Origin of the sequence: Paenibacillus shenyangensis (genome assembly GCF_000346635.1) — a bacterium.
GTDB classification, from domain to species: Bacteria; Bacillota; Bacilli; order Paenibacillales; family Paenibacillaceae; genus Saccharibacillus; species Saccharibacillus dauci.
Genome location: NZ_AOIG01000023.1, coordinates 100400 through 124604, shown reverse-complemented (window position 1 = coordinate 124604; position 24205 = coordinate 100400). Strand labels below are relative to the sequence as shown.

Here is a 24205-nt window from a genome sequence, read left to right as displayed (position 1 = left end):
ATTATGAAAATGAGCAGAGAACAAAAATACCGTCTGATTGAAGAGGCGGGTGAAGAAGAATTAATACTGCTGAAGCAGCAGGTGGAGCAGAGCCCATGGCGGCAAAAATATCATATTCAGCCGCATACCGGACTTCTCAATGATCCTAATGGATTCGCTTATTATCAAGGCGAGTATCATCTTTTCTATCAGTGGTTCCCGCTGGGGACGGATCATGGAATGAAGTACTGGTACCATCTGAAATCGGCGAATCTGTCCGATTGGCAGGATTGTGGTATCGGCATTGCACCAGGTGATCTGCAGGATTCCCATGGTGCATATTCAGGCAGTGGGCTGGAATATGAGGGCCAGCTGTATCTGATGTATACCGGCAACACAAGGGATACGAACTGGATAAGGCATCCATATCAATGTATGGCAGTCATGAACAGGGACGGGCAGATTACCAAGTGGGATCAACCAGTGATCAGCGCAGTACCAGCAGGTTATACGGATCATTTCCGCGATCCCAAAGTATGGCGATCTAGAGAGCAATTTTACTGTGTGATTGGTGCGCAGCGGGAAAACGAAACAGGCAGTATTGTCGTGTATCGTTCCCCGGATCTTGCACAGTGGGAATGGGCTGGCGAATTGAATACATCGCTGCCGGAATTTGGATACATGTGGGAGTGTCCGGATTATTTTGAAATGGATGGACAGGGTGTCCTGCTATTTTGTCCACAGGGATTGCAGCCCGAAGGTGAGAAATACCGGAACATTTATCAATCGGGTTATGTGGTTGGAGACAAAATGAATCTGGAGACAACGGAACTGCAGCATGGAGAGTTTCATGAGCTGGACTGTGGATTCGACTTCTATGCTCCGCAAACGACGGCTGGACCGAATGGAAAGCGTATTATAATCGGCTGGATGGGATTGCCGGATATTGAATATCCGACCGATCAGCAGGGCTGGGCACACTGTCTGACATTGCCGAGAGAACTACATTTGCATCAGGGTAAACTCATCCAAAAACCGGTATCCGGGCTGACCCATAGACGAGGTAGCAAAGCTTCGGTTAGCGGCAGATTAACCGGACGACAGAAATATCCGGGTTTTGCAGGTGAAGCATATGAGCTGATCTGCACCTATGCAGCGGAAGAAGGACATAATAACGTAATTAAAGGCGAGCACGACAGTCTGGCAAAAGTAACAAGCGAGACTACTGAACGACCAACTGCTGATTTCAGACAGGCAGATGTATTCGGAGTAGAGCTGCGTACCGGAACAAACGAGAAGACGGTACTGATCTACGATGCACAAGCTCAAAAGTTGACTCTGGATCGCTCGGCTGCCGGTCAGCCTTTTGCCGAATCCTATGGGACAACCCGAAGCTGCATTCTGGAGCAGCCGCTCAGTCGATTGCATATATTTGTAGATGTATCGTCGATAGAGATTTTTGTGAATGAAGGTGAAGCCGTATTCACAAGCCGGATCTTCCCTGATCCGGACAGTCAGGGCATCGTGTTCTTTGCAGAAGATGGAGCAGTACATTTGCAGGCAGAAAAATGGGATTATCTTCGCTAAAATCAGGACACAGGATTGAGATAAGAGAGAGGATGAACAGGTATGGCACAAAATCATGATATCGCCAAAGAGGTGCTGGATGCAGTTGGAGGCAAAGAGAATATTGCTTCCTTTGCCCACTGTGCAACAAGATTGCGAATTATGGTCAACGACAAGGAAAAGATTGACCAAAAGCAGGTAGAAAATATTGAAAAGGTCAAAGGTGCCTTTTTCAATGCGGGTCAGTATCAGATCATTTTCGGTACCGGAACGGTCAATCAGATCTATGAAGAGATGGAAAAGTTGGGCCTGGATGGCTCCAGCAAAGAAGAAGTGAAAAGCCAGGCCAAGCAGCAGGGCGGTCATTTCCAGCGTGCGATCCGTACATTTGGCGATGTGTTTGTACCGATTATTCCGGTGCTGGTTGCTACCGGATTATTCATGGGACTGCGCGGATTGCTGACCCAGCCGGAAGTGCTCTCCTGGTTCGGCACTACACCGGAAGCGCTCTCACCCAATTTTCTGTTATATACCAAGGTACTGACGGACACGGCGTTTGCTTTTCTGCCTGCATTGGTAGCCTGGTCGGCTTTCCGTGTATTCGGAGGAAGTCCAGTACTGGGTATTATTCTCGGTCTGATGCTGGTTAACCCGGCGCTGCCCAATGCGTATTCGGTAGCAGATGGTTCGGCGGAACCGCTGACGATGTTTGGCTTTATCCCGGTTGTTGGTTATCAAGGGTCGGTACTGCCGGCATTCTTCGTGGGACTGCTCGGCGCCAAGTTCGAACGATATCTTCGTAAGCGTATTCCTGAATCGCTGGACTTGATTCTTACGCCGTTTCTGACGTTGCTCGTTATGATTACACTGGGGCTGTTTGCGATCGGACCGGTATTCCACTCGCTGGAAGAGGTTGTACTGCACGGAACAACAGCTGTACTGAATATGCCGTATGGTATTGCCGGGATCATCATCGGATTCCTGCATCAGATTATCGTTGTTACCGGAGTACATCACATCTTCAATCTGCTGGAAATCCAGCTGCTGGAGAAAACAGGCGTCAACCCGTTCAATGCCATCATTACCTGTGCAATGGCAGCTCAAGCAGCAGCCTGTCTGGCAGTCGGTCTGAAAACAAAGGATGCCAAGCTGAAAGCGCTGGCACTGCCTTCTTCGTTCTCCGCTTTTCTCGGAATTACCGAACCGGCGATCTTCGGGGTGAATCTGCGTTATATGAAGCCCTTTATTATGGGACTGATTGGCGGTGCTGCCGGTGGGTTCCTCGCCTCCCTATTGCATTTGGCAGGAACCGGTATGGCGATAACGGTACTGCCGGGCACACTGCTCTATCTGAATTCACAGCTGCCCATGTACATTTTGTGCAATCTGGTCGCCATGGCAATCGGCTTTGCGCTGACATGGATATTCGGATTCAATGACAAGATGCTAAGTGACATGAAGATTGCGGACAAATAGCAAGTGCGAATTGTACTGGTTGTTGATGTACGGGAATGAAAGTGACTAAAGCCGTTGGCAACAGTACGTGTAAAAAGATGTGCTAAAAGATAAATCCAAAAAGCAAAGTACAAAAAGCAGACAGTACCCTTATACAGGTGCTTTCTGCTTTTTGTACTTTATTTTGTTTTTACTGTCTATACGATCTCTGTATTCTATTCAAACTCTGAATCCGCACATAGAGAACGATCTTCTTTTGGTGATACAGGAAGTTGGATGTACAATAAAGAATAATCATTTATAAAAGTAAAGCTAGAAAAGAATCTTGCAAGTCGTGTCTTATTTAGCGCTACAGCGAGAAGATTAAATGTCCAAGCAGAAATTCTGTTATTGTATGTACGGCAGGTACACAAGAGATGATAACAGAGCAGTCTATGATTCAAATGAACAGGCAGTTTGCCATGCAGGAGTTGGATGATATTGATAAAGAAAATGAGATACATGCAAAATCTCACTGTCCAGGAACAGCATATTGTAAATTATATTCTACGTGATCCGCAGGTAGTGTTCCATCATACGGCTCAGGAAATGGCCGGACTGACTTTTACCAGTGCTTCGACGGTAGTCCGGTTGTGCAAAAAGCTGGGAGCGCGGGGATATCCCGATTTCCAGCTAAAGCTGGCACTGGATGATGAGATTCGGCAGCTATCCAGCAGCAGGCCGGCAGCCAAACAGCCATCCGGCTCGCTAACCGATCAGATGGAATGGATTCCTGCGATCTATGATGAAGCACTGATTGAGACCCAGCGCAGATGCGATCTGACTGTTCTTGAGCCTGTCTGTACATGGGTGCAGGAAGCTGGACGGATCGATATCTATGGTAGCGAAAGCAATTATTACACCGCCCAGCAGGCATGTGCCCGCTGGAATGAGGTGGGGCGAAGTGCGATTGCTCATAACAGTGCCAATCATCACTATTTATCCAATCCGCATCTGGATGCTTCCACCTTGTCCTTTATTATTTCCCATACGGGTCGTAATCCGGCGATGCTGGAAATTGCCTGTGCGTTGAAGGAAAAAGGCCGCCGTACAGTGGCATTAACCAGTGGTACAGACACACCACTGGCACGATTATGTGACTATACGTTGCTGACGTATGCAGCACATACCGGTCCGGCTTCCAAGCTGTTCTCGTCGATGTCTACGCAGTATTTGTTTGATGTGCTGCTGGTGAGTACCTGGCCTGCTTCAGCAATTAAAAGCTGATCAAACGGTTATCCTCATGATCCGCTGTAAATACAATACCTGCATCCCGGCGGGCAGCTTCCAGCGTCTGCATAACTGCATAACTGTGATCCAGCAATTCATCACATCTCGCATAATCACCGCTACGCGCGATTTCTTCAAAGGCAGCCAGCTCATAGTAGAGCGAATTATCGATAGTCTGTTCGTTATATTCGGTCTGCTGGTCGTTAGTATGGATCAGAATCCGGCGGCAGCCATTGGCGCCATGTTCGATATGAAAGTAGCCGTTCTCGCCCTGGATCAGCACAAAATTCATACCGTAAGTATCCTTGGCACCGACACATTCTCCAATAAATCCGTCGTAAGTCAGAACCAGTACACCGGAGGTGTCGATTCCGCCGGAATGCTTGTTGGCGGTATAGCTGACCTCACGCGGAGCACCGAACAGATTCATGACCAGATGGAGATTATAAATATTAATATCCATTAAGGCTCCACCGGAAAAGGCGGGGTTGAATACATTGGGCATTCCGCCGCGTAGCAGTTCATCATATTTGCGCGAATACTGGCTGTAATTGCACTGGATCAGACGAATCGGGCCTAATCTATCGATATTTTGCTTGATCCACTGGTAATTGGGCAGATGGATATTGGTAATCGCTTCAAATAAAAACAGCTTTTGTTCACGAGCTGTCCGAATCAGAATCTGCAGCTCGCGAGTCGTAGAGGTAAAAGGTTTCTCACAAATTACATGTTTACCGTGCTGCAGAGCCTGCAACGCATAATCAAAATGAAGACTGTTCGGTGAGGCGATATAGATCCAGTCTACTGCCGGATCTTGCAGCAGCTCATCGAATACGGTATGTATACGTGGGATGCCATATTGCTGTGCCAGCGGTTCGGCAGTTGCCTGTTTGCGTGAGAGAATGGCAGTACATGAAGCAGAAGAAATATGCTGCAGTGCATCGAGGAAAGCTTCGATAATGCTGCCAGTTCCAATAATTCCAATATTCATAAATAGGGACACTCCTGTCGGTTAAATGATATCTGTGGCGATTGATTTGGGGTTTGGGGTGTTACTTTCTAACAGCTCGCCTACATCCCCAATTCGGATAAAGGTACAAGCGAATCATGCAGGCTGTGAAAGAGATGCAGGGAAATGAATAATGTAGGTCATCATAGCACTGTGAATCATTTTGCGAAATGATTGACGGGTAGATTGGTCGATCATTTCATAAAACGATCCATAGACGGTCCTTATCCTGAAATTGAATTTTAAAAACTGGGCATAGATAATAGAAGATACAATATATGTAAGAGGAGGATGATTCGAATGACACTCGATTCACTGGGACTTCAAGGCAAGCTGATTGTATCCTGCCAGGCACTGGAGCATGAACCACTGTACAGCTCATTTATTATGGGCAGAATGGCACTCGCTGCACAGCAGGGAGGAGCAGCAGGTATTCGTGCCAATACGGCAGCGGACATTAATGAAATTCGGCAGCAGGTCGATCTGCCGGTCATTGGAATCGTGAAGCGCAACTACGGGGATCATCCGGTATTTATTACACCTACACTCAAAGAGGTGGCGGAGCTGGCTGCAACAGGCTGCGAGATTGTTGCGCTGGACGCGACCGATCGTCCAAGGCCGGATGGCATGCGTCTGGATGAACTGGTACAGCAGATTCGGCAGCAGTATCCTCAGCTGCTGCTTATGGCAGATGTATCTACTGTAGAGGAAGGGCTGGAAGCGCAGCGACTTGGATTTGATCTCGTATCGGCAACATTGGTCGGGTATACGGAGCAGACACAGGGGCAGAAGCTGTACGAGCATGACTTTGCCATTTTAAAAGAAATGATCCGGCAGATTACAACACCGATCGTAGCTGAAGGAAATATTCTGACACCGGAAATGGCAGCGCGTTGTCTGGACCTGGGCGTGTACAGTGTAGTCGTCGGGGGAGCGATTACGCGGCCGCAGCAGATTACAGAGCGTTTTATCGAGCAGATGAATCAGCGTGTTCAGAGAGAAGACTGAGTCTGTACCCGGCAGCTTGTATTTAGAGTATAGATTCCAGTCCGCCAGGCAGTCGGGGTTGTACATATCGTGCCATCATTTGCTTGCATCATGCCATGTGCCTATATGCGGAGAAAGGATAAGATAAGGATGTTATCCGCGATGATAGGCGGCGGATCAAAGCGAATCTACGGCCAGCCGATTCTGGCAGGCTGATCAGGAGGAACCAACATGTCCATTTTCTATGATGAAAAGCAAGCAACATTCCATTTGCAAACGTCTTCAACAAGTTATGTAATCCAATTAATCCATGGACGCCATCTGGCGCATTTATACTGGGGGCCGGCACTGCGGCACTCCACGGTAGGCAGTCTGCTGCGCAGAATCGAACGTGCTTCTTTTAGCCCGAACTATCATGATGAGGATCGTACCTTTTCCTTTGATACACTGCCACAGGAGTATCCGGGTTATGGACGCGGCGATTATAGAGAGCCTGCTTTTGAAGTGATGCTGCCGAATGGCTCCAGTGTAAACGACCTGCATTATGTGAGCCATCGCGTGACAGCAGGCAAGCCTGCGCTTGAAGGGCTTCCAGCTACCTATGTAGAGCAGGATAGTGAAGCAGATACACTGGAGATTACGCTGCGCGACGAGCTGACCGGTCTGGAAGCGATTGTACAATATTCTGTATTCGGTGAGCTGAATGCGATTACCCGTGCGGTACGTCTGCATAATCAGGGTAGTGAGCCGGTATCGATCCGCCGCGCACTGAGCAGCAGCGTGGATTTCCATCAGGATCAGTATGAGATGATGCATCTGTCCGGCGCCTGGGTGCGTGAACGTCATGTACACTATCGTCCGCTCACACCGGGATTGCAGCGCGTGGAGAGCAAACGCGGATCCAGCAGCCACCAGCATAATCCGTTTATTGCCCTGCTGGAAAAAGGCGCAACCGAGGATCATGGTCAGGTGTACGGAATGAGTCTGGTTTACAGCGGTAACTTTATCGCTCAGGTCGAGGTGGATCAGTTCCACACTGCCCGGATGCAGGTAGGATTGTCCCCGTTTGACTTTGAATGGAAACTGGAAGCTGGTAAAATGTTCCAGACTCCGGAAGCGGTGCTGGTGCATTCCGCAGCCGGACTGGGCGGTATGTCGCGTACGTACCACAAGCTCTACCGTACACGACTGAGCCGCGGGACGCATCGTGATAAAGTACGTCCGATTCTGATCAATAACTGGGAAGCGACATATTTTGATTTTGATGCACCGAAAATCAAGAGTATTGCCGCAGCCGGACAGGAACTCGGAATCGAGCTGTTCGTACTGGATGATGGCTGGTTCGGTCATCGTGATAATGATCGCTCCTCCCTCGGAGACTGGGTGGAAGACCGCCGCAAGCTGCCGGAAGGACTGGGCAAGCTAGCACAGGAGATTGTCGATACGGGTATGCAGTTTGGACTGTGGTTCGAGCCGGAGATGGTCTCGCCGGACAGCGATCTGTATCGCAAGCATCCGGACTGGTGTCTGCATGTACCGGATCGCAGCCGCTCCATGGGTCGTCAGCAGTTGATCCTCGATTTGTCCCGCCAGGATGTATGCGATTATATCGTGGAATCGGTCAGCAGTGTGCTTGCTTCCGCACCAATCACCTATGTGAAATGGGATATGAACCGCAATATGTCCGAGATCGGATCGGCACTGCTGCCAGCGGAGCGTCAGCGCGAGACTGCTCACCGTTATATGCTGGGATTATACAATGTGCTGGAGCGGATTACCTCGGCGTTCCCGGATGTACTGTTTGAGAGCTGTTCCGGTGGCGGTGGTCGATTTGACCCTGGAATGCTCTATTATATGCCGCAGACATGGACCAGTGATGACACCGATGCCGTAGAACGTCTGAAGATCCAGTACGGTACCAGCATGGTATATCCAGCGAGTTCAATGGGTTCCCACGTGTCGGCTGTACCAAATCACCAGGTGGGCCGGATCACTTCATTTGCCACGCGCGGTCATGTAGCGATGTCCGGTAACTTTGGCTATGAGCTGGATCTGACGAGTCTGACCGAGGAAGAGAAACAGGAAGTGCGCGAGCAGGTGACCCAGTACAAGCAGCTGCGTGAGCTGATTCAGTTTGGCGAATTCTATCGTCTGCTCAGTCCGTTTGAAGGCAACTATACGGCATGGATGTTTGTCTCGGAAGATCAGCAGGAGGCATTTGGCGGTTACTTCCAGGTACTCAGTGAACCGAATCCACCACTGCGTCGTCTGAGACTCAGAGGATTGAATCCAGACATCCGTTATCGCATGAGTGTAAATGGTGTGGAAGAAGAACCGGTCTATTATGGCGATGAACTGATGTACCACGGGATCGCGCTGATCGAGAAATATGAAGATTTCCAGAGCACACTGTTTACTTTTAAAGCAATAGACTAATGTTCTTGATGGTTGCTTCTCGCCGCGCGTGATTTGTTGTCAGGCGGTCTGGACGGTATACTGTGAATAGCTCTCTTGCCTGCTGCATCCGATGCAGAAGTGCAGGAGGCCGCATAGCCTGACAGACAGATGAGGAGACAGAACATGATGAGATCAATAACACCAGAGTCGCTGCTATGGATATGGCTGCTGGTCATTAATTGTATAGCGTATATTACAATGAGTATCGACAAGAGCCGTGCCGAACGCCGTCGCACCCGGCATCGTATTCCGGAGAAGAACTTGTTTGGCCTGGCTGCAATCGGTGGGGCGTTGGGCATCTGGGTATCCATGTATACACGCAGACACAAGACCAAGCACCGCTCTTTTGTAGTAGGTATTCCGCTGCTGCTGGTATTGAATATACTGATGTACGGGTATATTTTCTATCGCTGGTTCAGCTGATTGTCTACAAAAGTGTAGCTGCACGATAACCCAATCGATGATCAAAGGTCTGGCTGTGCAGCCGGGCCTTTGGTTTCATTAGGGAAGCTATTCGGGTAATTTATACTTGTAAGTGTCTGTATGTATTTTCGGATAAATACTGCAGACGAATGGCCGACATCCTGGCAGGGCAGCGTTCAATAGTGAACAGTACATGAATAATATGTAATAAGTGATATAATGAATATGTGCCGTGAACTGCTGTTAGGGCTGCTGAAGATATACATACCGCATGCTGCCAGCTATTGCACCACATATGCAGCCTGCGGGCGCATATAGTCATAGAAAGAAAGGGAGGGGAATACAATGTTATTCTCAAATATTCTGCTTGCGTACGATGGTTCCAAAGCATCCAACAAAGCGCTCAACCGTGCTGTTGAGCTCGCCAAAGCCAACCCGGAGGCGCATATTGATGCGATTCACGTATTTGATTTCCCGCGTTACTTTATGGGAGAAGGAATCGTACCGGTTCCGACCACATCGAATGAAGAACTGTACGAAATGGCCATGCAGACTGCCAAGGAAGCGAAGCGTCGTCTGGAAGAGTCCGGTATTCCGAACAAGTTCGATGTCGAGATGATCCAGGGTAACGCTGCACAGAGCGTGCTGGACTTTGCCGCATCCCATAATTCGGATGTGATTGTAATCGGCAGCCGCGGACTGGGCAGTATCCGTGAATTCGTACTGGGAAGTGTCAGCCATAACGTGGTTCAGCATGCCCAGATTCCGGTATTGATCGTAAAATAAAGACCATAAAGTATCCTAAATGAATATCATGCCCGAGACGCACTGTTCTTCTCTTCTGTTGTAAGAAGGGTAATGAAAGTGCGTCTTTGGTTATTTAGAGAGCAGTTCATCTGGAAAATCGTATTAAATGAATAAAAATACGAACGATAGATTATGTGAACTATTGAACGTTCGTCTTTTAAGTTGACATGGTATGTAGGTGGTTGGTACACTGTGTAATGTAGCTTAAAGCGATGCAATAATTGAATGACTCGTATAAAACCGGGGATACGGCCCGGAAGTTTCTACCCGGAAACCGTAAATTTCCGGACTACGAGGGTGTACAGCACATGGCATTCATCATCTACACCTGTAACGATAACGCATATGGACTGCTCTCTTACGGAGAACGGTGCTGCTGCTGTGTCAGATCACTTGGTGAAATGATGAAGAAGATCCACTGCTGCACCCGGTATGTCCGGAAATCCTGAAGATCGATATTATTTCTGATCAGGGTTTGCGGATTTTTTTATGACCATTCCGGGAGAGAGCGCTTCACACTGTGAGAACATGATGCTGTTATGCTCTACATAGCAGGATCTTACCATATAGCTGCTGATTCGGCGGCAATCCTTAATTACAGAAAGTGGGTTATCACATGTCAGTACAGGTCGCTGTCGTGATGGGCAGCAAGTCAGACTGGGAAACAATGCAGCATGCCTGCCAGATGCTGGAGGAGCTGGAGATCGCTTATGAGAAAAAAGTCGTCTCGGCGCATCGTACACCTGATTTGATGTTTGAGTTTGCGGAGCAGGCTGCGTCTCGCGGTATCAAAGTGATCATTGCCGGAGCCGGTGGTGCTGCGCATCTGCCGGGAATGATCGCTGCCAAGACACTGCTGCCTGTAATCGGCGTACCGGTTAAATCGGCTGCACTGAATGGACTGGATTCGCTGCTGTCGATCGTACAGATGCCGGGTGGTATTCCGGTCGCGACAGTCGCTATCGGCAAAGCAGGTGCCACCAATGCAGGACTGCTCGCTGCCCAGATGCTCGGTGCTTTTGACCCGGATGTGATGCAACGTGTGGAAGCGCGCCGTGAACGGATCAAGCAGGAAGTGCTGGAATCAAGTGATACTCTGGGAGTGGAGCAATGATGCAGAATCAGGGCAGTCCTCAGGCAGGTAAAGTAATTCCTCCAGGCGCAACGGTCGGCATTCTCGGCGGCGGCCAATTGGGACGGATGATGGTACTGCAAGGCGCTCCACTCGGATACCGGTTCATTACATTGGACCCGGCGCCGGATTCTCCCTGCGGACAGGTAAGCCGGCAGATTACAGCGGCCTATGACGATGTGGAAGCCGCTCGCAGGCTGGCTGAGCAGGCTGATGTGATTACGTATGAATTTGAAAATGTGGACGCTGGCGTCGCAGCGCTATTGGCCGAGCAATCCTACGTACCCCAGGGCAGTCAGCTGCTATATACGACCCAGCATCGACTGCGGGAAAAGCGGGCGATTGAAGCGGCAGGAGCGACAGTAGCACCATATGCGGAAGTGACCAGCGCAGAAGAGACACTGGCGGCAGTGCAGAAGTTCGGTACACCATGCGTACTGAAGACGGCAACCGGTGGCTACGATGGCAAAGGGCAGTTCGTGATCCGCTCGGAAGAGCAGGCGGTACAAGCTTATGAGGAACTGAGTGCAGCAGGTACGGAACTGGTTGTGGAACAGTTTATTCATTTCCAGTGTGAACTGTCCGTCATTGCTGCCCGCAGTACGCTGGGCGAGATTACTACCTTTCCGGTAGCGGAAAATATCCACGTCGATAATATTCTCCATTTATCTATCGTACCTGCCCGTGTACCGGAAGAAGTACAGCGCAGAGCAGAGAAAATGGCAGCGGATATCGCCGAGTCAATGAATGCGGTAGGTCTGCTGGCAGTAGAGCTGTTCTGTACGGCAGATGGACAGCTGTATGTGAATGAGCTGGCTCCGCGGCCACACAACTCCGGACATTATACAATGGAAGCTTGTGATACCTCGCAATTCGAGCAGCATGTGCGAGCCATCTGCGGACTACCTCTTGGCAGCCCAGCGCTGCGGGCGCCCGTGGTGATGGTCAATATACTGGGAGAGCATATTCCAGATGTAATGGAGCGGATGGTGTCGACAGATGCAGCTGCCGTGCAGCTGAATGTCGTACCGAAGTACCATTTATATGGGAAAGAAGAAGCCAAGCACAAACGCAAGATGGGACATATCAATGTGCTGTGTAATAATATAGAAGATGCTCTGGCATGGATCAACCAAACGAACATATGGAGGAATAAATAAACTTATGATTGAACGTTACAGCAGACCGGAAATGCGCAATATCTGGAGTGAGGAAAATAAATTCAAAGCCTGGCTCGAAGTGGAAATCTGTGCTTGTGAAGCATGGGCAGAACTCGGCGTAATTCCGCAGGAAGATGTGGACAAGCTGCGCGCGAGTGCCACTTTTGACATGGATCGCATTTATGAAATCGAGCAGGAGACGCGCCATGATGTGATCGCCTTTACCCGTGCGGTATCGGAGAGTCTTGGTGAAGAGCGCAAATGGGTACACTATGGACTGACATCCACGGATGTAGTCGATACTGCCCTTGGCTATCTGCTGCGCCAGGCAAACGAAATCCTGGAACGCGATATTATCAACTTTATCGATATTCTGAAAGAAAAAGCACTGGCTTACAAAAATACGCCGATGATGGGACGTACTCATGGTGTACATGCAGAACCGACAACGTTTGGTCTGAAAATGGCGCTGTGGCATGAAGAAATGAAGCGTAACCTGGAGCGTTTCCGCCATGCAGCAGACGGTGTACAATACGGCAAAATGTCCGGCGCAGTGGGTACATATGCGAATATTGATCCACGCGTCGAAGAGATTGTCTGTGCCAAACTGGGAACCAAGCCGGCTCCGATCTCGACTCAGACACTGCAGCGTGATCGTCATGCCGAATACATGGCTTCCATCGCTCTGGTGGCAACTTCACTCGACAAATTCGCGACCGAAGTACGCGCTCTGCAGAAGAGTGAGTTCCGCGAAGTGGAAGAAGCCTTTGCCAAAGGTCAAAAAGGATCATCGGCAATGCCTCATAAGCGTAATCCGATTGGCAGCGAGAACATCTCGGGTCTGTCCCGTGTAATCCGTGGTCACATGCTGACCGCGTATGAGAATGTAACCCTGTGGCACGAACGTGATATCTCGCACTCCTCTGCGGAACGCGTCATTCTGCCGGATGCGACGATGCTGCTGAACTATATGCTGAACCGCTTTGGCAACATTATCAAGAACCTGACGGTCTTCCCGGAAAATATGCAGCGCAATATGCAGCGTACGTACGGCGTACCGTTCTCCGGTCGCATTATGACCAAGCTGATCGACAAAGGACTCAGCCGCGAGCAGGCTTACGATACCGTACAGCCACGAGCAATGCAGGCATGGGAAGAGCAACGTTCTTTCCAGGATATCGTGCAGGAGACTACGGCGATTACCGATCTGCTGAACAAGGAAGAGATCGAGGATGCGTTCAATCCAGCATGGCATCTGAAGCATGTGGATACTATTTTCAAAAAGCTGGGTCTGGATTAATCCAGTCTGTTCTATTCAATAGATACTAAAAATAGATAAAAGGAGCATCAGGTGCGAGGCTGCACACCAGCCGTACACCTGATGACTGCATTCCAAGCTGAGTATAGAGGGAGAGGGAACGCAAAATGACAGCACAGGCATTATCCACGGCAGCCGATCTGATCGACGCGCCGCTGATCTACAAAGGCAAGGTACGCGAGCTGTACGATCTGGGCGAACATTATCTGATCGTCGTCACGGACCGGATATCGGCATTTGACTATGTACTGGACCCTCCGGTTCCGCACAAGGGAGAAGTACTCAATCGTCTGAGCGCTTACTGGTTTGGCGAGACCAAGCATCTGATCGATAATCACGTGGTACATATCGATGTAGACCAGCTGGGCGATATCGTCCGCGATCGCGAAGCGCTGCGCAACCGGATCATGGTTACCCGCAAAGCCGAGCGTATCGATATGGAATGTGTTGTTCGCGGTTATATTACCGGCGGCGGCTGGCGTCAGTATCAGGAGACCGGCGAAGTCAATGGTATCCGATTGCCGGAAGGCCTGCGTAAAAACGGCGTTTTCCCGAATCCCCTCTTTACTCCGGCAGCCAAGAACGATGTTGGACACGACGAGGATATCTCTTTTGACGAAATGAAAAAACGTGTCGGTGACGAACTGGCGGAACAGTTAAAGCAAAAAAGTATTGAGCTGTACGAATATGCACGTCGTGTCTGCGATCAGCACGGGATTATCCTGGCGGACTGCAAATTCGAATTCGGCCTGATCGATGGCAAGCTGATCCTAATCGACGAGATCTTCACGCCGGATTCCTCCCGCTTCTGGGCCAAGGACAACTACGCGCTGGATATCGAGATCGACAGTATGGACAAGGAGCCGGTTCGTACGTATCTGGCGAACACGGACTGGGACAAAAACAGCCAGCCGAAGCCTCTGCCGGAGACGATTGTGCAGGCGACATCCGAGCGTTATCTGGCGATCTATGAGAAGCTGACTGGTTCAAAGCTGGTGTAGCAGCATAGTTGCTGATCATTACACCGCTGCGGAGAAGGAATAGGCCTTCGATCGCCGGGTTGAAATCAGGGGCCTTCCAAATGGTAGACCCGTGTAGCGGAAGGCCCCTGATTTCAAAAAGCGATCTCTGGCCTATCTCCTTCTCCTTCGCTCCGGTGCTTGTTAGTCCAGTTAGTACAGACTACGGATGGTTACATCATGCCGCCCATTCCACCCATAACAGTGTCTACTAATAAATATGAGAGTAATATTCGCCTGCTCAATGTGAGAATCGCTTGATCATGAAGTGGGTGGACATCGAAGCTGGTTAGACTTGGAGCTTCAAAGAGCAATGAAGTTATTCATACTGTTGTTACTACGCCTATTGAGATCCGGTGCTTCCTTGGAAACGTCAGTATCTCAATGCTGAGAATTTAAATTATTCCTTACGATATCCAAGCACGACTACTGCAATCGGTGAGCATCGTGACCTATGCACAAGCAGTATATAACTGATTCTTATACAGTTCATGTTTCATATAATCTAAACCAACGTTCAGGCTGCTCATCCGCCGAGCGGAGGGAACGGAATCGTTCCGAAAGGAGCCTTTATGATCGGATATTGTCCGCAGCAAGCGGACGTTCAGAAATATCCGGATCATAACAGCGACTGCAGGAATGATCCGTACCCGCAGCGCTGTCTCTAAACAGTATCTGCCTTTTCATTTATCAAAGAAGAAACACCCATTCAAAAACGTCAAAGCACCACAGCCTGCCATTGCAGCATATTCAGTAAAGCAGTACCACGCAATACCGTATTCACTCATTCAAGCATCATCATCCCAAGGAGGAACGAGAAGATTATGATCAAAGCGACAGTCTACGTTACCATCAAAGAAAGCGTGCTTGACCCGCAGGGAGCAACAGTACAGGGAGCATTGCATTCTCTTGGATTTAATGAAGTGGAAAGTGTACGTATCGGTAAATATATGGAGATTCAGCTGGACACGGACAACCGTGACGAAGCGGAAGAACGCCTGAAAGTGATGTGCGAGAAGCTGCTTGCGAACACCGTCGTTGAAAACTACCGATTCGAACTGGAGGGTTAATTCCATGAAATTTGCGGTACTGGTATTTCCGGGTTCCAACTGTGATATCGACTGCTTCAAGGCAGTGGAAGAAACAATTGGCGAACCGGTCGATTATGTGTGGCATACAGCGACAGACCTGTCGGCTTATGATTGTATTCTTGTTCCTGGCGGATTTTCCTACGGCGACTATCTGCGCTGCGGTGCCATTTCGCAGTTTGCACCGGTGATGGCAGAAGTAGCCAAAGCGGCTGAACAGGGCAAATACGTACTGGGCATCTGCAACGGTTTCCAGATTCTGACCGAAGCGCGTCTGCTGCCAGGCGCACTGCTGCGTAACGGATCAATGAAATTCCGCTGCCACGATGTAGTGCTGACAGTAACGAACAACAAAACACCATTCACGCTGGATTACCAAGAAGGCGAAGAAATCACCATCCCTATTGCTCACGGCGAAGGCAACTACTACTGTGATGAAGAGACGCTGGAGAAGATGAAAGCGAATAACCAGATCGTGTTCCAATACGGTGACAATCCGAACGGCTCCCTGCATGATATCGCAGGCATCAGCAATGAGCGTGGTAATGTAGTTGGCATGATGCCGCATCCGGAGCGCGCGGTTAATGAACTGCTCGGCTCAACAGACGGCAAGAAAATGTTCACATCTATTTTAAAAGCCTGGAGGGATCAACATGACGCAGCAAACATCCGTTAAGGAACCGACGGCGGAGCAAGTCGCAGACCAGCAGTTATACAAACAAATGGGTGTATCCGACACCGAGTTTGATTTGATCTGCGGTTTCCTCGGACGTAAACCGAACTACACGGAAATCGGCGTATTCAGTGTAATGTGGTCGGAACATTGCGCGTACAAAAACTCCAAGCCGCTGCTCAGACGTTTCCCGATCGATGGCCCGCGTGTTCTGATGGGACCGGGTGAAGGTGCCGGGATCGTCGATATCGGCGACAACCAGGCTGTTGTATTCAAAATCGAAAGTCATAACCATCCATCTGCAGTAGAACCTTACCAGGGTGCAGCGACAGGCGTTGGCGGGATTATCCGCGATATCTTCTCCATGGGCGCGCGTCCCATTGCTTCGCTGAACTCCCTGCGTTTTGGCAAGCTGGAGAGCGACCGGGTCAAATATCTGTTCGAACATGTGGTAGGCGGTATCGCCGGTTATGGCAACTGCATCGGTATCCCGACGGTTGGTGGCGAAGTGATGTTCGACGAGAGCTACGAAGGCAATCCACTCGTCAATGCAATGTGTGTCGGCCTGATCGATCATGACAAAATCCAGCGCGGTGTAGCCAAAGGGGTAGGTAACCCGGTATTTTATGTGGGACCTCCAACCGGACGCGATGGTATCCACGGCGCAACATTTGCCTCTGAGGAGCTGACCGAGGAGTCCGAAGCACGCAAGACGGCGGTACAGGTCGGCGATCCATTTATGGAAAAGCTGGTAATGGAATCGTGTCTGGAACTGATCGACTCCGGTATCGTACTGGGTATTCAGGATATGGGTGCAGCCGGTCTGACCTGCTCCAGCGCCGAGATGGCGAGCAAGGCGGGCAATGGTTTGGAGCTGTATCTGGATCAGGTGCCGCAGCGTGAAGAAGGCATGACACCTTATGAAATGATGCTGTCCGAGTCCCAGGAACGTATGTTGTTCGTCGTGGAACCCAAGGATGAAGCACAGGCGATGGAAATCTTCGAGCGTTGGGGTGTGATCTGCGCCAAAGTTGGTAAAGTCACAGATGATGGTCGTCTCAAGCTGTATCACCACGATGAAGTAGTCGGCGATATGCCGGTACATGCACTGGTGGATGAGTGCCCGGTTTATAATAAGCCCTCTTCGGTTCCGGCTTATTATGAGCAGATGGCGCATATTGATACAGCTGCGTACAACGAAGTTACTGACCTGGGCGGCGCCCTTAAGTCCGTACTCGCTTCTCCGACGGTAGCGAGCAAGGCATGGGTGTATGACCAGTATGATTATATGGTTCGTACGAGTACGGCTGTTCGTCCAGGATCGGATGCAGCGGTTGTACTGGTTAATGGTACACGCAAAGCACTCGCAATGACGACCGACTGCAATTCCCGCTTTGTTTACCTTGACCCGGAAGTGGGCGGTAAAATCGCGGTTAGCGAAGCAGCACGCAATATTGTCTGCTCCGGCGCAGAGCCGCTGGCAATTACAGATAACCTGAACTTTGGTAGCCCGGAGAAACCGGAAATCTTCTGGCAAATGGAACAATCCGTTGAAGGTATGGCAACAGCGTGCCGCGCACTGGAGACACCGGTTATCGGCGGTAATGTGAGCCTATATAACGAGAACACACGCGGTGCTATCTATCCGACACCGGTAGTCGGTATGGTGGGTCTGATTCATGATACAGATCATATTACGACGCAGGGCTTCAAAAAGGATGGCGATGTGATCTTCCTGCTGGGTGAGACCAAGGCAGAACTGGGCGGCAGTGAATTCCAGTACATCGTACATGGCAAGACCGAAGGCCGTCCGCCAGGGCTGGATCTGGTCGTCGAGAAACAACTGCTGGATGGTGTACTGGGTTCGATCCAGAGTGGTCTGGTACAATCCGCACATGATCTGTCCGAAGGCGGTCTCGTTGTTGCACTAGCCGAGTCCTGTATCAGCGGTAAGCTGGGTGCAGAGATCACGCTGGAAAGCGGCGGTCTGCGTAATGACCATCTGCTATTCAGTGAGAGCCAATCCCGTATCCTGTTGTCTGTATCTGCAGAACAGGCAGACGCGCTGGTAAACAAACTGGCCGAGCATAAAGTACCCGCTCGCCGCATCGGTAAAGTCACATCGTCAAAACAATTACAAATCACAGTGGACGGCAAACAAGTCCTGGCGGAAGAGGTAAGCAGTCTGCGCCAGGTCTGGGAGGATGCGATTCCATGTCTGATGAATTAAATAATCAGCCGCTCTGGACCGGCGACTACTATAATCAGGGGACCGGTCCGAACGATATTTTCGATACATTAAAAGAGGAATGCGGCGTCTTCGGTGTCTACGGACATTCGGGGGCCGCTTCCCTTTCTTATTATGGTCTGCATGCACTGCAGCACCGTGGTGAAGAAAGCTGTGGCATCTGTGTCAGTGATCATACCGAGTTTCATTACCATCGCGGTATGGGGCTGGTCAAGGAAGTATTCGATAAAGACACTATGGCGACATTGACCGGTGATATCTCGATCGGTCATGTACGCTACTCGACCAGCGGCAGCAGTCATCTGGGCAATGCCCAGCCACTCGTATTCCGCTATCGTGCAGGCGAACTGGCACTGGCAACCAATGGCAATATCGTCAATGCTCCACAGATCCGGCGCGAGCTGGAGGAGATGGGTTCCATTTTCCAGACAACCAGTGATACGGAAGTGCTGGCGCATCTGATCGCCCGTTCATCCAAGCCGCTGGTGGAAGCAGCCAAAGAGGCGTTCCGCCGGATTGTGGGCGGATTTGCCTTTATGATCATGACCAATGAGCAGTTGATCGTAGCTAGCGATCCGAATGGACTGCGTCCGCTAACGATGGGTCGACTGGGTGATGCGTACATTTTCACCTCGGAGACATGTGCGCTGGAGACGATTGGCGCAGAGATTGTGCGTGATGTGAAGCCTGGTGAACTGCTGGTACTGGATCAGAACGGACTGCATGAAGATTTCTATACCGAGCCGCAGCGCAAAGCGCTCTGTTCGATGGAATATATTTATTTTGCCCGTCCGGACAGTGATATGAATGGTGCGAATCTGCATTCGGCACGCAAGCGGATGGGCTCGATGATGGCTCGTGAATCCTTTATTGATGCAGACCTGGTGACCGGTGTACCGGATTCCAGTATCTCTGCAGCGATCGGTTATGCCGAGCAGACGGGTATTCCTTATGAGCTGGGCATGATCAAAAATAAATATACCGGCCGTACTTTTATCCAGCCGAGTCAGGAACTGCGTGAACAGGGTGTCAAAATGAAGCTGAGTGCGGTACGCCGCGTCGTAGAAGGCAAGCGTGTCGTCATGATCGATGATTCCATTGTGCGGGGAACAACCTCCCGCCGGATCGTCAACATGTTGCGTGATGCCGGAGCGATCGAGGTGCATGTGCGTATTACTTCGCCTCCTTTCAAAAATCCATGCTTCTACGGGATTGATACTCCGGATCGTCGTGATCTGATTGCTTCGTCCAAGACAGTGGAAGAGATCCGTCAGGAGATCAATGCGGATTCACTCGCTTTTCTCAGCCGGGAAGGATTGATTGAGGCTGTTGGTGGAGACAACAAGGACGATTACAAAGGCGGCATGTGTATGGCCTGCTTTGACAACGATTATCCCACTCAGACCGACTTCGGCGGCGAAGAACAATTCGGCTGCGGGTGCTGAACTGCGCCAGGGTTTTAGAACGGGGTGTGACGGGGAGAGGGTTCGCTGCGGGGAAGGAATAGGCCTGCGATCACCCGGTTGAAATCGGGAGCCTTCGAATTAGTAGACCCGTGTAGAGGAAGGCCTCCGATTTCAAAAGGCGATCTCCGGTCTATTTCCTTCCCCTCCGCTCCGCACTCCCCGCCCCATGTTCCTAAGACCCTGGCGGTTTCAGAGCCCATGGTGGTAAAGGGGAGAGAAGTGCAGGAGAGAATACGCGGGAATGGTTGAACTGCTTTGCAGGAGTGAATGTTTGAAGATTAGAGCTTTGATGTTATTTGTTGGGTATTTGTTTGTTGCAAGTAAGGATGGGAATGGTTGTAAAGACGAATGCAGAGATGATTTGTAAGATTCGTAGATTATTTTGAGAATAACAGACTCACTATGGAGTTTGTTACTCATCCTTCAAATCACAATCTTACAAACCAGCCCAGACTAGATCCATCCAACCCTACAATTAAAATAGCAGTACCTGGATACGTAATCTTTTAAAACTGAAATCCCAATCTTATGGACGGCGAGTGGATATTTGGAAGCTTTGGTTCTCTGTGCTCCCAGCGGAGGGAAGGGAATCGTTCAGGAAGGAGCATTTGCGGGCTGACTTTTGACTGCGAATGCAGTCGTTCCCGAAAAGTCAGCCTGCAACGGCGACGCCCGAACGATCCATTCCCGCAGCGCTGTAGCATCAGAACACCAAATCTTCCAACACTCCACCCGCCACTGTCCAAAGAACCCACGAAAGGTGCGATGGCAGTGTCAGATGTATACAAAAAAGCCGGAGTTGATATCGCGGCAGGCAATGAAGCAGTAGAGCGGATGAAGAAGCATGTGAAAACGACGTTCCGTCCGGAAGTTATGACCGATCTCGGCGGTTTCGGCGGGCTGTTTGGCCTGAACAAGGAGAAGTACGAAGAGCCGGTACTGGTATCCGGAACCGATGGTGTCGGTACGAAGCTGAAGCTTGCTTTTGCTATGGACAAGCACGATACGATCGGGATTGATGCGGTAGCCATGTGCGTGAATGATATCATCGTGCAGGGCGCGGAGCCGCTCTTTTTCCTCGATTATCTCGCTTGCGACCGGGTTATTCCGGAGAAGATCGAAGCGATTGTATCCGGAATTGCCGATGGCTGTCGTCAGGCAGGCTGTGCGCTGATCGGTGGCGAGACGGCGGAGATGCCGGGCATGTACTCCGAAGGGGAGTATGATATCGCCGGCTTTACGGTAGGCATCGTGGACAAGCCCAAAGTCATCACCGGCAGCGATATTGCAGCAGGCGATGCAGTCATTGGTCTGGCATCTAGTGGCATACACAGCAATGGCTTCTCGCTCGTGCGCAAGCTGCTGCTGGAAGACAGCGGATATGAGCTGACTGCACAGGTGGCTGAGCTGGGGAATGCCGTACTGGGCGATGTACTACTGGAGCCGACGAAGATTTATGTGAAGTCTTCTCTTGCTCTGCAGGAAGCGGTGCAGGTGAAAGGCATGGCTCATATTACCGGTGGCGGATTTATCGAGAATATTCCGCGGATGCTGCCGGAGGGCGTTAATGTGGATATCGAGTATGGCAGCTGGCCGATCCTGCCGATTTTCCAATTGATGCAGGCCAAGGGTGCAATCAGCAACCGTGATATGTTTACCACCTTTAACATGGGAATCGGGATGGCGATTGTCGTACCTGCCGACCAGGCAGAACAGGCGCTGGATGTATTGAAGCAGCAAGGGGAAGCAGCCTATCTGATCGGTAAAGTAACTGCGGGCGAGAAGATCGTTACCTTTACAGGAGCGGAAGTATAATGAAGCCGCTGCGAATTGCCGTGTTCGCGTCCGGACAAGGCAGTAATTTTCAGGCGATGGTGAATGCCCAGCAGAGTGGTTTGCTAAACTCGGCAACGATAGAACTGCTCGTATGTGACAAGCCCGACGCGCCGGTTGTTCAGCGTGCTGTCGATGCAGAAGTAGATACATTTGTATTCCGGCCCAAGGAATACAGCAGCCGGGAAGAGTATGAGCTGGAGATTCTCGGTGAATTGGCCCAGCGGCAGATTGATCTGATCGTGCTGGCCGGCTATATGCGACTGCTCACTCCGACAATGGTCAATCCATATACAGGCCGCATGATCAATGTGCATCCATCATTATTACCGGCTTTTCCCGGTAAGGACGCGATCGGTCAGGCGCTGGAATATGGTGTGAAGCTGACGGGTATCACGGTTCATTTTGTCGATAATGGGATGGATACTGGCCCGATCATCGCCCAGCAGTCGCTCCCGATTGAAGCCGGAGATACAGCCGATACGCTGGCTGCCCGTATTCACCAGATTGAGCAGACGCTGTATCCGCAGGTTGTCGCCCGTATTGCGGCAGGTAAAGTCCGGCTGGCTGAAGATGGCCGGCATGTGATCGTAGAACAGTAAATATACACATTTACCTAAAAGGATGACATACAGACAAACAGCAGATCTTCGATGTGCTGTTCATCACTTTGCAAGTAGATAGAAGATACTCGGGCTTCTGGATCGGACTTCGGAAAGATGGACGTATTATCAGACTGCCCATACATTTAAGGAGGCTTTTTATAACATGACGATCAAAAGAGCACTGGTCAGCGTATCCGACAAAACAGGCGTAGTCGATTTCTGCCGCGAGCTGTCCCAGCTGGGCGTAGAAATCATCTCTACCGGCGGCACCAAGAATCTGCTGGCTGATGCAGGCGTACCGGTTATCGGTATCTCCGATGTGACCGGATTCCCGGAAATTCTGGACGGACGTGTCAAAACACTGCATCCGGCTGTACATAGTGGTCTGCTGGCTGTACGCGATAGCGAAGAGCATCAGCAGCAAATGAAAGATCTGGAACTGGGCTATATCGACCTCGTTGTCGTTAACCTGTATCCGTTCCAGGAAACGATCTCCAAACCGGATGTGTCCTATGAGGATGCGATCGAGAATATCGATATCGGCGGACCAACCATGCTGCGCAGTGCGGCGAAGAATCATGCCTTTGTGACAGTAGTGGTAGATGCGGCAGACTACACGACTATTCTGGACGAAGTTCGTGCAGAGGGAGATACGACGCTGGATACACGCAAGCAGCTCGCTGCCAAAGTATTCCGTCATACTGCTGCTTACGATTCTCTGATCTCTGATTATTTGTCCGAGGTGCTGGATAATCCGATGCCGGAACGTTATACCGTTACGTACGAGAAAATTCAGGATCTGCGCTATGGAGAGAATCCGCACCAGACTGCTGCTTTTTACCGCAAGCCGATGGCTCCGGCAGGAACGCTGACCACGGCAGAACAGTTGCACGGCAAAGAATTGTCTTACAACAACATCAATGATGCTAACGCAGCACTCCAGATCGTCAAAGAATTTACAGAGCCAGCTGTCGTAGCTGTGAAGCACATGAACCCATGCGGTGTAGGCGTAGGTTCCACCATCGCCGAAGCTTACAACAAAGCCTACAATGCGGATCCAACCTCCATCTTTGGCGGGATCGTCGCGGCGAACCGTACGATCGACGCCGAGACCGCACAGCCGCTGAGCGAGATCTTCCTGGAGATTGTCCTGGCACCGGACTTCACCCCGGAAGCGCTGGAGATTCTGACCAAAAAGAAAAATATCCGCCTGCTCAAAATGGGCGAAATCGCTGCTTCGGCAGACCGCAAATCCCAGCATATCGTAACCATGGTCGAAGGCGGTATGGTGGTACAGGATAGCGACGTGCATTCCATTACCGAAGCAGATCTGAAAATAGTCACCGACCGTGCACCTTCTGCCGAAGAGATGAAGCAGTTGCTGTTCGGTTGGAAAGTCGTTAAGCATGTCAAGTCCAATGCGATCGTACTGGCAGCAGACGATATGACCGTAGGTGTCGGTGCAGGCCAGATGAATCGTGTCGGTGCTGCCAAGATTGCCATCGAGCAGGCAGCCGACAAAGCCAAAGGCGCGATACTCGCTTCTGACGCCTTCTTCCCGATGGGCGATACCGTTGAAGCCGCTGCGAAGGCAGGCATCACAGCTATTATCCAGCCAGGTGGTTCGGTCAAGGACGAAGAATCCATCAAAGCAGCCAATGAGCATGGAATCGCGATGGTATTCACAGGCGTACGCCACTTCAAGCACTAA

Annotated in this window: 19 protein-coding genes and 1 riboswitch; of the genes, 18 read left to right on the top strand and 1 reads right to left on the bottom strand. The window is 50.5% G+C overall.

The genetic code is table 11. The features are described from left to right. The first annotated feature begins 3 nt into the window (after positions 1–3). From H065_RS0118730 to H065_RS0118720, 3 genes are all read left to right on the top strand, one after another. Positions 4–1566, top strand: a complete 1563-nt coding sequence (locus H065_RS0118730; RefSeq protein ID WP_017814625.1) for a glycoside hydrolase family 32 protein — start codon at positions 4–6, stop codon at positions 1564–1566. A 42-nt stretch (positions 1567–1608) separates the two neighbouring features. Next, a complete protein-coding gene (locus H065_RS0118725; protein ID WP_017814624.1) occupies positions 1609–3021 on the top strand; it encodes a sucrose-specific PTS transporter subunit IIBC in 1413 nt (470 codons plus the stop codon). 471 nt (positions 3022–3492) lie between these two features. Continuing rightward, entirely contained in the window at positions 3493–4266 is a 774-nt protein-coding gene (locus H065_RS0118720) for a MurR/RpiR family transcriptional regulator (protein ID WP_238557993.1), read from the top strand. Here H065_RS0118720 and H065_RS0118715 read toward each other — a convergent pair. After that, positions 4256–5260, bottom strand: coding sequence for a Gfo/Idh/MocA family protein (locus H065_RS0118715; protein WP_017814622.1), 1005 nt, complete (start codon positions 5258–5260; stop codon positions 4256–4258). The two genes, H065_RS0118720 and H065_RS0118715, sit on opposite strands and share 11 nt — an antisense overlap. A 318-nt stretch (positions 5261–5578) precedes the next feature. On the opposite strand from H065_RS0118715, the gene H065_RS0118710 reads away from it, so the two are divergent. The 15 genes from H065_RS0118710 to purH all read left to right on the top strand — a co-directional run bounded on the left by H065_RS0118710 (position 5579) and on the right by purH (position 24205). Beyond that, positions 5579–6286 carry an N-acetylmannosamine-6-phosphate 2-epimerase gene (locus tag H065_RS0118710; protein WP_017814621.1) on the top strand — a complete coding sequence of 236 codons (708 nt, stop codon included), beginning with the start codon at positions 5579–5581 and terminating at the stop codon, positions 6284–6286. A gap of 210 nt (positions 6287–6496) precedes the next feature. After that, the gene (locus H065_RS0118705) at positions 6497–8701 is read left to right on the top strand and encodes an alpha-galactosidase (protein ID WP_017814620.1); all 2205 of its coding nucleotides are present in this window, start codon (positions 6497–6499) and stop codon (positions 8699–8701) included. 144 nt (positions 8702–8845) lie between these two features. Further along, on the top strand, positions 8846–9145 hold the full coding sequence (locus H065_RS0118700; RefSeq protein WP_017814619.1) for a DUF1294 domain-containing protein: 300 nt from the start codon (positions 8846–8848) through the stop codon (positions 9143–9145). Between the two features lie 345 nt (positions 9146–9490). Next, on the top strand, positions 9491–9931 hold the full coding sequence (locus tag H065_RS0118695) for a universal stress protein (RefSeq protein ID WP_017814618.1): 441 nt from the start codon (positions 9491–9493) through the stop codon (positions 9929–9931). 231 nt (positions 9932–10162) lie between these two features. After that, positions 10163–10264: riboswitch (purine riboswitch) on the top strand. A gap of 304 nt (positions 10265–10568) precedes the next feature. After that, positions 10569–11066, top strand: coding sequence for a 5-(carboxyamino)imidazole ribonucleotide mutase (purE, locus tag H065_RS0118690; RefSeq protein WP_017814617.1), 498 nt, complete (start codon positions 10569–10571; stop codon positions 11064–11066). Beyond that, positions 11063–12244, top strand: coding sequence for a 5-(carboxyamino)imidazole ribonucleotide synthase (gene purK, locus H065_RS0118685; RefSeq protein WP_017814616.1), 1182 nt, complete (start codon positions 11063–11065; stop codon positions 12242–12244). The genes purE and purK overlap by 4 nt, the downstream gene beginning before the upstream one ends. Before the next feature lie 4 nt (positions 12245–12248). Beyond that, positions 12249–13544 (top strand): adenylosuccinate lyase, encoded by a 1296-nt coding sequence (gene purB / locus H065_RS0118680; protein WP_017814615.1) that lies wholly within the window; start codon positions 12249–12251, stop codon positions 13542–13544. A 125-nt stretch (positions 13545–13669) separates the two neighbouring features. Further along, on the top strand, positions 13670–14563 hold the full coding sequence (locus H065_RS0118675; protein ID WP_017814614.1) for a phosphoribosylaminoimidazolesuccinocarboxamide synthase: 894 nt from the start codon (positions 13670–13672) through the stop codon (positions 14561–14563). Positions 14564–15405: 842 nt separating this feature from the next. Continuing rightward, entirely contained in the window at positions 15406–15651 is a 246-nt protein-coding gene (gene purS / locus H065_RS0118670; protein ID WP_017814613.1) for a phosphoribosylformylglycinamidine synthase subunit PurS, read from the top strand. A gap of 4 nt (positions 15652–15655) precedes the next feature. Next, the gene (purQ, locus tag H065_RS0118665) at positions 15656–16345 is read left to right on the top strand and encodes a phosphoribosylformylglycinamidine synthase subunit PurQ (RefSeq protein WP_017814612.1); all 690 of its coding nucleotides are present in this window, start codon (positions 15656–15658) and stop codon (positions 16343–16345) included. Further along, entirely contained in the window at positions 16323–18572 is a 2250-nt protein-coding gene (gene purL / locus H065_RS0118660; RefSeq protein WP_017814611.1) for a phosphoribosylformylglycinamidine synthase subunit PurL, read from the top strand. The genes purQ and purL overlap by 23 nt, the downstream gene beginning before the upstream one ends. After that, the gene (gene purF, locus H065_RS0118655; protein WP_017814610.1) at positions 18557–20035 is read left to right on the top strand and encodes an amidophosphoribosyltransferase; all 1479 of its coding nucleotides are present in this window, start codon (positions 18557–18559) and stop codon (positions 20033–20035) included. The genes purL and purF overlap by 16 nt, the downstream gene beginning before the upstream one ends. A 792-nt stretch (positions 20036–20827) precedes the next feature. Beyond that, positions 20828–21871, top strand: a complete 1044-nt coding sequence (gene purM / locus H065_RS0118645) for a phosphoribosylformylglycinamidine cyclo-ligase (protein ID WP_017814608.1) — start codon at positions 20828–20830, stop codon at positions 21869–21871. Then, entirely contained in the window at positions 21871–22491 is a 621-nt protein-coding gene (gene purN, locus H065_RS0118640; protein WP_017814607.1) for a phosphoribosylglycinamide formyltransferase, read from the top strand. Before purM ends, purN begins: the two co-directional genes overlap by 1 nt. A 166-nt stretch (positions 22492–22657) precedes the next feature. After that, entirely contained in the window at positions 22658–24205 is a 1548-nt protein-coding gene (gene purH / locus H065_RS0118635; protein ID WP_017814606.1) for a bifunctional phosphoribosylaminoimidazolecarboxamide formyltransferase/IMP cyclohydrolase, read from the top strand.

Bases quoted from the DNA above. Each gene is read 5' to 3' on its own strand.
- purS (WP_017814613.1), top strand. From the start codon at position 15,406: ATGATCAAAGCGACAGTCTACGTTACCATCAAAGAAAGCGTGCTTGAC.
- purK (WP_017814616.1), top strand. From the start codon at position 11,063: ATGATGCAGAATCAGGGCAGTCCTCAGGCAGGTAAAGTAATTCCTCCA.
- purH (WP_017814606.1), top strand. From the start codon at position 22,658: ATGACGATCAAAAGAGCACTGGTCAGCGTATCCGACAAAACAGGCGTA.
- purL (WP_017814611.1), top strand. From the start codon at position 16,323: ATGACGCAGCAAACATCCGTTAAGGAACCGACGGCGGAGCAAGTCGCA.
- purB (WP_017814615.1), top strand. From the start codon at position 12,249: ATGATTGAACGTTACAGCAGACCGGAAATGCGCAATATCTGGAGTGAG.
- H065_RS0118695 (WP_017814618.1), top strand. From the start codon at position 9,491: ATGTTATTCTCAAATATTCTGCTTGCGTACGATGGTTCCAAAGCATCC.
- purN (WP_017814607.1), top strand. From the start codon at position 21,871: ATGAAGCCGCTGCGAATTGCCGTGTTCGCGTCCGGACAAGGCAGTAAT.
- H065_RS0118700 (WP_017814619.1), top strand. From the start codon at position 8,846: ATGATGAGATCAATAACACCAGAGTCGCTGCTATGGATATGGCTGCTG.
- H065_RS0118710 (WP_017814621.1), top strand. From the start codon at position 5,579: ATGACACTCGATTCACTGGGACTTCAAGGCAAGCTGATTGTATCCTGC.
- purE (WP_017814617.1), top strand. From the start codon at position 10,569: ATGTCAGTACAGGTCGCTGTCGTGATGGGCAGCAAGTCAGACTGGGAA.
- H065_RS0118725 (WP_017814624.1), top strand. From the start codon at position 1,609: ATGGCACAAAATCATGATATCGCCAAAGAGGTGCTGGATGCAGTTGGA.
- H065_RS0118705 (WP_017814620.1), top strand. From the start codon at position 6,497: ATGTCCATTTTCTATGATGAAAAGCAAGCAACATTCCATTTGCAAACG.
- H065_RS0118730 (WP_017814625.1), top strand. From the start codon at position 4: ATGAAAATGAGCAGAGAACAAAAATACCGTCTGATTGAAGAGGCGGGT.
- purF (WP_017814610.1), top strand. From the start codon at position 18,557: ATGTCTGATGAATTAAATAATCAGCCGCTCTGGACCGGCGACTACTAT.
- H065_RS0118720 (WP_238557993.1), top strand. From the start codon at position 3,493: ATGAGATACATGCAAAATCTCACTGTCCAGGAACAGCATATTGTAAAT.
- H065_RS0118715 (WP_017814622.1), bottom strand. From the start codon at position 5,260: ATGAATATTGGAATTATTGGAACTGGCAGCATTATCGAAGCTTTCCTC.
- H065_RS0118675 (WP_017814614.1), top strand. From the start codon at position 13,670: ATGACAGCACAGGCATTATCCACGGCAGCCGATCTGATCGACGCGCCG.
- purQ (WP_017814612.1), top strand. From the start codon at position 15,656: ATGAAATTTGCGGTACTGGTATTTCCGGGTTCCAACTGTGATATCGAC.